This window comes from Nostoc piscinale CENA21 (genome assembly GCF_001298445.1).
Taxonomy (GTDB): domain Bacteria; phylum Cyanobacteriota; class Cyanobacteriia; order Cyanobacteriales; family Nostocaceae; genus Nostoc_B; species Nostoc_B piscinale_A.
In genome coordinates, this window is sequence record NZ_CP012036.1 from 2,251,967 (window position 1) to 2,263,683 (window position 11,717).

General features: G+C 39.0%; 10 protein-coding genes and 1 pseudogene. 5 read left to right on the forward strand and 6 right to left on the reverse strand.

All coding sequences use genetic code 11. The features are described 5' to 3' along the window. Positions 1-7: 7 nt before the first annotated feature. Positions 8-2,569: an nSTAND1 domain-containing NTPase gene (locus ACX27_RS09860; RefSeq protein WP_062291516.1), complete on the reverse strand. Its 2,562-nt coding sequence runs from the start codon at positions 2,567-2,569 to the stop codon at positions 8-10. Between the two features lie 73 nt (positions 2,570-2,642). Between ACX27_RS09860 and ACX27_RS09865 the strand changes: the two genes are divergently transcribed. Next, positions 2,643-3,122, forward strand: a complete 480-nt coding sequence (locus tag ACX27_RS09865) for a hypothetical protein (RefSeq protein ID WP_062291519.1) — start codon at positions 2,643-2,645, stop codon at positions 3,120-3,122. Between the two features lie 308 nt (positions 3,123-3,430). Beyond that, a complete protein-coding gene (locus ACX27_RS09870; RefSeq protein ID WP_062291522.1) occupies positions 3,431-4,816 on the forward strand; it encodes a hypothetical protein in 1,386 nt (461 codons plus the stop codon). An 88-nt stretch (positions 4,817-4,904) separates the two neighbouring features. Here the strand turns inward: ACX27_RS09870 and ACX27_RS09875 are convergent, their stop codons facing one another. From ACX27_RS09875 to ACX27_RS09885, 3 genes are read right to left on the reverse strand one after another with little or no spacing between them, the layout of a single operon-like run. Then, complete coding sequence (locus ACX27_RS09875; protein ID WP_062298255.1) at positions 4,905-5,822, reverse strand: AAA family ATPase; 918 nt, start codon at positions 5,820-5,822, stop codon at positions 4,905-4,907. Positions 5,823-5,827: 5 nt separating this feature from the next. Then, on the reverse strand, positions 5,828-6,199 hold the full coding sequence (locus ACX27_RS09880) for a hypothetical protein (RefSeq protein WP_062291525.1): 372 nt from the start codon (positions 6,197-6,199) through the stop codon (positions 5,828-5,830). Next, on the reverse strand, positions 6,192-7,733 hold the full coding sequence (locus ACX27_RS09885) for a Mu transposase C-terminal domain-containing protein (protein ID WP_062291529.1): 1,542 nt from the start codon (positions 7,731-7,733) through the stop codon (positions 6,192-6,194). The genes ACX27_RS09880 and ACX27_RS09885 overlap by 8 nt, the downstream gene beginning before the upstream one ends. 468 nt (positions 7,734-8,201) lie before the next feature. Between ACX27_RS09885 and ACX27_RS32335 the strand changes: the two genes are divergently transcribed. Next, positions 8,202-8,387 carry a hypothetical protein gene (locus tag ACX27_RS32335; RefSeq protein WP_062291531.1) on the forward strand — a complete coding sequence of 62 codons (186 nt, stop codon included), beginning with the start codon at positions 8,202-8,204 and terminating at the stop codon, positions 8,385-8,387. Positions 8,388-8,401: 14 nt separating this feature from the next. Then, complete coding sequence (locus tag ACX27_RS09895; RefSeq protein ID WP_062291533.1) at positions 8,402-9,187, forward strand: hypothetical protein; 786 nt, start codon at positions 8,402-8,404, stop codon at positions 9,185-9,187. A 272-nt stretch (positions 9,188-9,459) separates the two neighbouring features. On the opposite strand, the pseudogene psb29 reads toward ACX27_RS09895, so the two are convergent. Further along, positions 9,460-10,162: pseudogene (gene psb29, locus ACX27_RS09900) on the reverse strand (photosystem II biogenesis protein Psp29). A 305-nt stretch (positions 10,163-10,467) separates the two neighbouring features. On the opposite strand from psb29, the gene ACX27_RS09910 reads away from it, so the two are divergent. After that, positions 10,468-11,085 (forward strand): chromophore lyase CpcT/CpeT, encoded by a 618-nt coding sequence (locus ACX27_RS09910; protein WP_062291538.1) that lies wholly within the window; start codon positions 10,468-10,470, stop codon positions 11,083-11,085. A gap of 83 nt (positions 11,086-11,168) precedes the next feature. Here ACX27_RS09910 and ACX27_RS09915 read toward each other — a convergent pair whose 3' ends face one another. Continuing rightward, on the reverse strand, positions 11,169-11,537 hold the full coding sequence (locus tag ACX27_RS09915) for an STAS domain-containing protein (RefSeq protein WP_062298256.1): 369 nt from the start codon (positions 11,535-11,537) through the stop codon (positions 11,169-11,171). Between the last annotated feature and the right edge of the window lie 180 nt (positions 11,538-11,717).

Sequence of the window (11,717 nt, forward strand, 5' to 3'; positions counted from 1 at the left end):
CCCTAATTCATATTCTCATTATGCAACGCCAAATATTGCGCTCACGCACAGCTTCTATTGCTTCTAATAAACTAGATTGAACTTCACTCAAAACTTGTCCCAGTTGTGACTGACTTTCACCAGTTGTTGCAATTGCTGAAATTAATGGCTCTACATTTGTTGATAGTGGCAGTATGTATTTGATATTTGTACCTTTTTCTCGCAGATTGGCAATAGTTGCTTGTTCTTTGGCGATGCTTGCTTGTTTGCGAGACTCTAATCCAAAAATTGTTGAAGTAACTGCGCCTATAGCTACCACGCCTACAAAAGCAGCAACTGCGCCAAACCTAACCCATTTACTTGTGTTACGTTGCTGGATACTTTTCTGCACAAATTCCGATGCTAGACGCGACAGCAAACCGAGATCCCCATACTCTTGTAAGTAATTCTCTGCCTCTGCCAATTTTGACCCAGTAAACAGATAATCTTTGGACTTGTTTTTACTTTCCCACTCCTCTGATGCTGTCTCAATCTTGCGCTCAACGCGGATGGCGGCTCGGTTTTCACTCACCCAAGCACGCAGTCTTGGCCAATGGCGAATCAGTGCTTCATGGGCTACATCCACCACTGTCACCGTCTTTTGACTCTCTCCCCGTGCTTGCAGTTCAGATGTGACGACTAATCTGGCATCTGTCAACTTCATCAGCACTTGTTCCACCACTTCTGCCGATTGCTGGGGGTTGACTAAATCTGTCTTAAACACCTGTCTGCGGGTGTCTTCTGTTCCTTCTCCCAACTGGGTTAACTCGATGAATATCCGTTTAGCAGTCAGTTGTTCTTCTTTAGAGTCGAGCGCATCATAAACTTCATCAGCCCGTTTTTGTAGCGTGCCTTTGACTCCACCAAGTCTGCTATATTCTGCCAGAGTTAAGCGATTCACCTCTCGCTTCCGCCACAATTCTGTTAGGGTATATTGCAACAAAGGTAAACTACCAGGGCCTTCCACATCGGCTAACATTTGTTCTACAAGTTCCCGTTGCACTTCTAACCCGACTTGATAGGCAGGTTGGGTAATGGCTTGGGTCAACTCCTTTTGATTCATTGGGGTGACAGTAATCAGATTGTCTTGAATTTTCTGTGCTAATCCTGCATATTCCTGTTCGGCACATTTGCCAAAGAAATCTGCCCGCATCGTTATTACTACCGTCAACCCAGAATTATTTAATGCTCCTAATAAACACTCAAAAAACTGCTGTCGATCGCCTTCATCTTGACAGAGAGTAAAAACTTCTTCAAATTGGTCAATGACGAGAATGAGACGATGGGAAACTTGATTTTGTAAGGGTAAAGTGTTGGCTTCAGGCTCTAGCTCATGCGGTACTTCTACTGATTGCAATGTGGCTTGAACTAATTCAGTTAATCCCCTTGCACCCTTGTTGAGTAATTCTTCTGCTGTTTCAAGTTCAGATTTCGGTTTATCTGTCTGTGTTTGGGCATCCTGAACCGGGCGGGAAGTTATATTATTTACAAATACTCTAGCTAAACTCTTGAGGGGATGCTCTCCGGGGCGAAAAATCTTGATTACCCATTGGTCACTTCCTCCCAATCTTTTGCCTAACTTCAGTTGATGCAGTAAACCTGCCTTGACTACACTAGATTTACCACTTCCAGAAGCCCCGACAACCGCCAAAAAATTCCCTTGCCTAATTTTCTCCAACAGCAAATCAGTTAAAGCGGTGCGTCCGTAGAAATATTTCGGGTCTGATTCGTTAAATTCAAAAGCTGCTAAACCCTTGTAAGGACAGAACTCTGCCATTAAAACAGCACGGTCAATTTTTTCTTTTTGTCCGGTGAGGATAATTTCTCCACCAGTGTTGTGAAAAATGGGACGCTGACGGGCAGTTTTTAGCTGCTGCTTGATTAAGTCAACCAGGGAGTAGTTTGTCACCCAGCCTTCAGCATGACTTTCAGGTTTAAGTGCTTCTACTAATGCGCCACTCAAAATCCCATGATTGCCACTCAACTCTTCATAGGCGACTTCAAATCCACGAGAAGCGGTAATTAAACATCTATCCTTTGTCTCAAAACTGCCAGGATCGGCATCATGGAAACTCAATAACTCACCGCTATAACAACAATCTAACCAAACAATTTGCTGACGAACCGGGGAAGATTGTAAGAGTTTGCGTAACCAGTCTAGAGAAAGTCCCCACTGTCCAATCACAGGACAAGTATCGCTGGCAGCTAAAAAGCCTTCTGTGACTCCACCGATATCTTTGCGTAAACCATGACCCGCAAAAAAGAGCAAGGCTGTATCCGGAATGCTGCGTCCAGGGAGGTTGAAAAGTTGGACAATAGCTGTTTCTAATTCTTGGAGTGTTAGCTGCTGCTGAGGATCGACAAAGCAAGAACCATCCTGATTATAAGCTGCTGGTAAACGCTCGACATGGAATTTGCCATAAGTTTCGAGGATTTGGGCTATGGCTTCGGCATCAGTTGCTGGTGCTTTGAGATGCGGGGGGCGATCGCTAGGTTTTTCTATCAACGTCGGATAACGATTAATCCCGATCACCAATGCTTCTCTTTCCATAACCACAAATTAATTTAAGTATTTACGCTAGGCTAATTAATCATGTAACCAAAAAAACCTAGTAATTTTCCTTATGGAAACTACCAATCTTAACAATACTTTATTAGCTCTGTTACTAGCCCTGAAAGATTCCGAAACTCCTCTGAGTGATACAGAACAATCCGATTTATCCCAAGTTGCTGAACAACTGTCTGTCAACCCAAAAGCTTGGGAGATACTCATCAAACCCCGCTTATTAGCGATGCTCGAAGCTAACGAATCTTTAAATCAACGCTTTCAAGCCGCTAAATCTCTTTTAGATAATTTAGGTGATACCATGCCTCTCAATTTACTACCTAGCGAGGCTGAAGTAGAACAAGTTGCACCACAGCAGAAACTTCAACCGATAACCCGTGCTATTCCACAAGTTAGCTCATCAGACTTGAGAAGCAATGAAATTACCAACATGGCTATCAGGGTTATGGCAACTCCCAATCCTTCTGAAACTGCTAAAAAATTAAGTCGCTTTGAGCAATTTCAACAATTTTTAAACCAAAATCTTGCACAAAGATAACCCTATCCTAATTCATCTATATTTGCCTTAACCATAGCAACTTCATTCTCCTTAACCCACCTTTGAATAAGGGGGGTTAATTCATCCTTTCCCTTGCGTAATTATTAATAGACTACTAAACTAATGGCAAAACATATCATCATGGGTTAAAACTATAACTTATAATCTGTTTCAATAAATTTAAGTTCTCAGGGAATCAATTTATTTGTTAGCTGACTAACAAGATAATAGCCTGATGTTTTAACAGATAAAAAAATTATTTATCTGTGTTTACCATCCAGAATCCAAAATATAAATTATTTCTTGGAATGACTGACCTTATTTATCCCACCATTGACCTTTTTCTTTATGACTTGAAGTATAGTTTAGGTGATACTCCAGAAGAGATTAAGCATAATCAACAATCTTATTACAATAAAATTCCTGAATATATTCGCCCATTATTATTAGAAAATGAGCAAGATTTTCCAGGCGAATATGTACATCTTCTCAAAGATGTATACGCACAGACAAAACATCATCATGAACAATATGAAGGCTATTTCTATCCTGTGCTACTCGGTGATAGTTATGGCTTACTTGTAGAGTGTGCTTTCAAAAATAAAACTAATGCTCAACCTGCTAAATGCTTTGTAGATATCAAAGCCGAAATTGAGCGCATCTTAAATAGTCAAACAGCTACTATTGGGCAAACCTGGATGCTCTCTGGCTGGCTACCTCCTGCTCAAACTAAAAGCTCCGAAGAGATTGCCCAAGCTTGTTATCAAGCATTAATGCCCGGTTTAGATTGGGAAGGAGATTTACAAGGTCAAGGACACTTTCTCGGAGCAAATATTTTTGAACTAACTCAAAACAATCAACATTTTATTATCATAATATATCCCGATGAAGCTACTTTAAACGAATCTGGCAAATTTTATGCTGACTGGATACGGTTATTTTATTATCGGCAAAAAATAGTTTGGGCTTATAGTCAAAGTCGTCTATTAAAACATTCTCTACAAACTTATTTTACTAAAATTAAAGTTGGAAGTGATGCTATTGAACAAGCTAGAAATAAGGGAAGCGAGTTAAATACATTGCATAAAACATTAGTGGATGTGCAAAATACACTCAATGATTATACAAGAGAATTAACTGTTCTTGATTTTCAAGGTGGTACGATTGATATTAATTTAAGCAATTATGAAAAACGCTTAGGGAGAATTAAACAAAAGTCTCACAAAATTCAATCAAATCAAGAAACAGAAGTTAAGTTTTTAACAGAGTTTAGTCAATTAGTTAAAGATAAATATCGCCTACAGATAACTAAAGACTCGGAAAACCTGGAGCGAGGTTTAAAATTACTCTCAGATACCATTAATGCCGTTCGCAGTCGAGTTGAAGTAGAAAAAGCTGAACGCGATCGCAATTTTCAAAATTTCGTTACCCTCCTAGCTGGAGGATGGGCTTTTGGCTCATTTGTTGCAGGGCTACCAGGATTGGGGGAAAAGAATGATAACCCTGTTAGGTCTACCCTAATAAATTTAAGCAATTTAAAATTGAGTGTACCACCAAAGCCAAATGAAAAAGAACCCTGGTGGTTAATGCCAACAACTAAAGGTATATATACCCTGAGTGGATTTATTATTGCTATTTTAGTGCTGTTAATTTGGCGACGTTTCTGGAGGCGATACCATTCACCTATAAAGTAGGAAATTAATTCAAAATATATAGCGATAGATGAAAATATACAAATGCCTTCATTACATCAAAGGAAATTTCTGGTAAAACTAATTTATATTAGCCCTTCCTCTTAAACTTAACTTTTGGTTCCTTACGTCTGCCAAATTTCTTAGTTAAATTAGCTTGATTGAGTTCAAAATTTGGCTCATCTAGCTTCAAGATTGCTATTTTCCGAAGCAAATCATACAAAGGCTCAATCAGTCCAGCAGACTTTAACCGCAAATAAGAAATTGCACTTTCAATTTGCGTAAGGTTTAATCGACTAGTCTCTGGCAAAAATTTTGCTTCCCAATCTTCCACAACCTCAATTATGTCTTGTTCAGTTAAATTCGGAAACTCGTATGACTCTAAAAATGAGTCATGAACGCGCACGTATGGAAGGCTTTTCCGTTCTAGAATGTTCTCACTCAAATAGTAAGTTCCAACCAAGATAACGGGGATTCTGAGTTTTGTGAAAACATCAATTAGCTCGTTAAATGCTTCTAACGTTAGATAATCTGCATTACCGATGACGAGCAATTTTACACCGTATGCTTTAAGACTACCCCAGGCACGCGATCGCAAATCTCTTAATGCGCCAACATTAGCAAGTGGATGGCCTATTTCTTCCAGAATGGAACAATACAAATCCGTTGGGCCACCATGCTGCTCAATTTCGGCGTAGATGACAGTCGCAGGAATTTCTAACAGAGTTCCTCTTCGTTTTACGTATTGCGTCCTGTACAGTTGACAGGCCTTTAATAAACCAGAACCCGTAGCCGATGTCACATAACCACAGAGTTTTGCATCACGCTGATCATCAAGCCAGTCAAACAATTCGGTATCACGGTCTAGAGCAAAATACGTGTTAGCCTTACCAATCCGCTCAACCTCAGCTTGTAATTGAGGCGATCGCCTCTGTTCCTCAGCAGGTTGAAAACTTGCAGCTACCTGCTGAAATTCTAGATTGACATGGGCTAAGTTTGTCTCTGACATTGCGCTTACCAATTATCTTTCATAAATTGATTCCAATCTTTCACACTTACTCTAGGTCTTCTAACTTTAGATGTTTGACTGGTATCAGGTTTATTCTGTGGAACTTGCTGATCTTTTGAATTTACAATGTTTTGTGAATTTGCATCAAAGGCAGTATTAATCAAACTTTCTTGTAAAATTGTAACTTCTTCTGGTGCATCATTTTCAGGAAATAATTCGACTACTTTTGATTTATTAGTTTTTACTTCATGTTCTTGTTGAGCTTTCTTCTGGCGTTCTCTGCGTCTCTGTTTACGAGTTTGCTCAACATCCTCGAATCTAGATAATCGCTCGTTTAATATAGAATAATTATCAACTTCCTTACCATCATCACGCAATTTTTTTCTTGATGTAATTCAATTCAGCCAGAGACATTCTTTCTCGTTCACAATCTCTAGCCTGCATAATCCCAAGATATTCTCCTGGCTCACCGTTAATAGGGCGAGTATAGGCAAGGACTGTTGTAATATTACGCTTGTCATATCTTAAAGAAACTTGTTTACCCTCATACTTTAATAAGCAATCTCCTTGATATACCCAACCCAGAAATTTCACAGAACCGTACTTTTCTACATTCCGTATGGCAGTTTTCATTAAGCAAATATCGAGTTCACGTTCATCGATAAGTTCAGGTTCTTCTAGTAAAAAACCTGATTTCCATCGCTCAATACGTTTTTGATTTTTTACCCTTGGATAATCATGATGGTTGTAGTGGTCTACAAAATATCTGACTAATATTTTCTCTAGCTGATCAAGTGTTATACAAGCAGTTCTTTCAGCTTCTGGAGGACGTTCTTCAACGCTAGAACCAGTGTAACCACCATACAAGGACAAAATTTCTTTATTAATTTTGTCAAATATCGATTCAATTAAACCACCAGCTTGGGGAAAAGCACGTAAACGCCTTTTGAAATCCAATTGTAGTGAAATTTGTTTTAAATGTTCTGACTTAAATTCCTTTGCACGGTCTGTCACTACATATTCAGGAATTCCATAAATCTGCCATGTTTCGTCAAGCTCATATTCTTTCCTATAATGCTTTGGCAAAATTGCATGACGCAAAGCCAAACCAACTTCATGAGAGCCAGCAGCTTCAAACCCTAAATGAAAACCTGTAACACAACCAGAATAACTGTCCATTACCAACGTGATGTATGGACGACCAATAACTTGTTTGTCTTCCTCATCAATTAACAAAATATCTAATTTAGTATGGTCTATCTGCCAAATCTGGTTGCTGTGAGTAATTTCTAGAATGCCCTCAGTGGTTTGAATAATTTGACCTTCTATGGGTGAACCAGGATGGCGAACTGTCTTATTTTTTTCTTCTAAATAGGAATTGATTACTTTATATACAGTGACATGAGAAGGGTGCTTTCCTGCTATTAAGTCCTCTCGCACCTGAGAGTATTCTTTAAATTTTTCATCATATTTATGTTGTTGCAGTTTTTCTCCCTGAGAGGCTAAAGCTTTTAAATACCCAACAATCTGATGATGATTAATCCGGGAACCTTCTCTATGACCCCATTTATGAAGGTTCACAATAAAATCATGCCACTGTTTAGAAATACGATATTGTCCCTTATCCTTACGCCCAACAGCTAAAGTTGCAACTCCTACTTGTTCAACTTTTTCTACCATACGTTTAATAGTTCGAGTGCTTTTACCCAAAGCTTTTACTGCATCTGCGATCGCATCCCTACGAGCCGCCTTATTAGGTGCTTGACGAATAGCGTCTATTAAGTCCACCTTTTTTAAATATTCTGGAGAATCTTCGTTAACAAGCAGATGCTTTGTTTGCTCTTCCTCTGCTTTTGCTGTCTCTTCAGCCTCAAATGCAGGAAAGGCTTGGCTGGTAGTCTTTCTGGGCATAAGCTGCTCCCCCCAAAAAAATGACATCATTTAATTTAAAAATTTAGAATTAACTAAGTGGATACAAAAATCGCTAAAAGCCTTAAATAATAAGCTTTTTAGCGATTATTACTTCTGTATGCAAAATGGACAATAATTCTTTAAATTGGACAATAAATATTTAATGGACAATTTATCTGGTAATATATTGCCGATTTTAAACAGATTGCTAGTCTTACCAGTGAAAGCTCTAGTAACCAACACTAAGTCTTTAAGAGTGAATTAGTCAAATAGATCACAGACACACTTCGATATACTTCCCCAAAGATAGCCACGAGATTGGAGTGATACGAATTTTCAGTCAGGCAGTACAGAAAAGAAACCAGCAGCAGAATTTATCCTCATAAAATATACTTGTATACACAGTTTTTGACAGCCAGTGGCATCAAAGACTGTTGAGACATAAAATTAGCAGACAGATTCGGGCTTTTGGGTAAAATTTTTACCGAGCGCAGTTATATTTCTCAACCACGGGCTACTCAACTTTTAGAAGACTTCGGCTTCAATTTTTTTTCCAAGCCTCGTTGCAATATGAAAAACAAGCATCAGCTTGTTTATGACAAGCTTTTATCCCCTGGATTGAAAGTAGGAATACTGTTTTTACAAGCAACTTAAGTATTAGGTTATCTATGCTGCGTTTATCATATCAAGCTTTAATTACACCTTTAGTAGCCTGTTTTAGCGTATTAGGAGTTAGCGCCCTGCAATTCCCTCGATTACAATCACTGCTAACTAACCAACAAGATGTTTCGTTAGAAGTTTTACAAAAAGATATCAAAGCTGAAAATCTCCGGTTAAATTTATTAAAAGAGATACCTAGTTTTGGTTATGACAACTTGATGGCTAATTGGGTTTATCTCAATTTCTTGCAGTACTTTGGTGATGATGAAGTGCGAGAAAAAACAGGTTATAGTCTTAGCCCAAAATATTTTGATATTATTATTAAAAATGACCCAAAATTTTTAGGAGCTTATGTCGGGCTTTCTACTAGCACTTCTTTGTATGCTGCTATGCCAGAACGCTCAATTAAATTAATGGAAGAGGGTTTACGCAGTATGACTCCTCAAGTTCCAGAAAAATCTTACTATATATGGCGTTATAAAGGTACTGATGAATTATTATTTTTAGGAAATTCTCAAGCTGCACAAAATTCTTTCAGTATGGCAGCTAATTGGGCAAATAACTATTCCGATCCAGAAAGTAAATATATAACTCACAATTCCTATCAAACCGCTTTATTTTTGAGCAAAAATCCTGATAGCAGGTACGCTAGAATTGCTACCTGGGCAATGATATTAAGTAATGGAGTCGATGAAAAAACTCGCAAAAGAGTAGTCAGAGAAATTGAGGCTTTAGGAGGAAAGGTAATTAGCACTCCAGAGGGTAACAAAATTACTTTTCCCCCAAAGGATTGAAGAAAAAAATGTCTGAATCAAAAATTCAGGATTCAGAAGAGTTCATTAGTCCAGTTGTGCAGCATTTATACTCCATCCTGATTTCTTGACTGTTAAGAGGCTATTTATAAAGTAAATATTTAAGTAGGGTGTGTTACAGCTATACAAAGATTTTGGAACTTAAAAGAGTGAGAATTAGCTGTAACGCACCATCTTTCTCGGTGCGTTCAGCGTTGCTATAAAGCACCCTAGAATTTAAGGTTTACTTGATAAATCATCTCTAACAATGTTAGCTATTCGTTAGCCGTAGGGGGAGTAGCGGGTGTAGTCTGTTGACGCTGTTCGCGTTTTTTTGCGGTCGGCTAAGAGCATATCTGCCATTACTGCTAGTGCTTGTGACATTTTCTCTAAATTAGAGCGATATAACTCCAAATCTTTGTTGAGTTTGTCTTCAGATAAATGCAACCCAGCCGCAATTGTTTTGATTGCGTCAGTGCGTTGCTTTTCATCTTTAACCAAGTCTGGGTCTGACTCTTCTAGTAAGGAAAATAGACCAATGGCAAACAAGCGATTGTACTTAAATTGAGAATTGTTGGAGATCGCTTGCAATTGTGATTGTAAATCAGGATCACGGTCTAAATGATGAGTTTGACTTAGCCAAGCAATTAAATCACTAGCTGCTAAACTTTTTGCCAAAGCTTTTAACCTTTCAGCATCCTGTCTATATCGCTGTGGGTCTTGTTCTACAGCCTGACAGATAGCCTGAAAAATTGATTCTTTGTCTCTTTCTGGTTGATAGCCTTGCATAAAGCGGTCAAAGGTTGTGACAACGCCCAAGGCATAAATTGGATTGTAACTAAAATCAACATTTACTGATAGTAGGTGCATTTCCACCATCAACTCTTCTACTACCCGACGATAGATTGTGTTGATGGGGCGGGTATGTAAGGAGTAGAAAGTTCTCTTGGTATCAGAGACAGTACGGACGTTATTCACAAAAAAAATATTAAGAATGTTAAGGGCGAAGTTACTTTATTGTCTCCCTTAAAGGCTACTTTGCCAAGTTCGGCTTTCTCATCAGAATTTTTGGTTAATTTGGTAGCATGGGGGGGATCAACGTTATCAACAGAGAATTTCCACCAAATTCTTTCAGATTGGCGAATCAATAACAAATTTTCAGCTAGGGGCAGAATTGTCTATTTCGCTGCATACACTCAGTGGTGACTATGAGTTCCCTACTGAATTTATTTTGACTCCCGAATTATTTTTGATCCAACATTTTGAATTGTGCATCTCAACTTATGAGCCTTTCACCGCTTCTCATTACTCTAGGTAATTATATAGCTGGGGAATTTGACAATCGAGAACAAGCTTTAGCAGAGCCTGCTTGGTATGTTCATTTGCGGATGTGGCAAAGACCAGTGAACTTATTCACTCAAGACAGTATTACTTTGTTTGCTGAACAAGCGAATATTGTCAACTTAGATCGTCCTTATCGCCAGCGAATTATGCGGTTAAGGGCAGGGAAAAATTGGGATGCACCTTTGCAACTCCAGTACTATATGCTTAAAGATCCAAGTGCCTTAAGTGGCGCAGGCCGTAATCCTGCTTTACTCAAGACACTCACAGTCGAACAATTAGATTTATTGCCGGGGTGTGTATTGACACTAACTCAGGAAGAATTAACTCCCAAAAACTATAAGTTTATCGCTACGCAACCAACCGAGACTCGTTGCTGCTTTAATTATCAAGGCAACAATATACAAGTTTCCTTGGGGTTTACAGCTACAGCAGCAGAATTTTACAGCTACGACAAAGGCATTGACTCGGAAACTGGCAAAGCAACTTGGGGAGCGATTTTAGGGCCTTATCGCTACACTAAACGGGAACAGTATTCTCTTGATGGTGCTGAGTGCTGAGTGCTGAGTAAAAAAGCCTAACTGTTAGCCTTGAGCAGTTTTCTCAGAGGTTGTTAGTGCAGTTATTCATACTCAGCACTGAATTAACTGGCGATACTCCGAGGAACACCTTCTAAAGCTTCCTCTTCTGTTTCAAAAATTTCAAATACTGTGTCCATCATGGTAACTTCAAACACGAGTTTGGCTTCTGGGTGTACATTGCAGATGCGGAAACTGCCTTTGACTTTATCCGCATCGCGCATCCCAGCTACCAAAGAGGTAAGACCAGAACTATCAATAAAATTTACTTGCCCAAGATTCACCACTACATGGCGACTCAACTTAGAAATACATTCCTGCAACTTTAAGCGAAACTGCCAAGCTGTGGTGATATCCAGACGACCAGCCGGTGTTAAAACTATGACGGTGTTACCGTCTTGGGTGGTATAGGTTGTTTGATCTATTTTTATCACTAAAAATCCCCGTGGCACTCATTTTCAAATTGACTATTGCTGGATTGAGCCTGAGATTGGTGAGTCAAACAACTTACTCTTTTGGTAATCCTGACTTTCGTAGGCACGAAAGCTTGACAGAAACTTGGTAAATTAGTTGACTCACCGCTTAAGAGGACTATCCAGTGCTGACACTTGAGA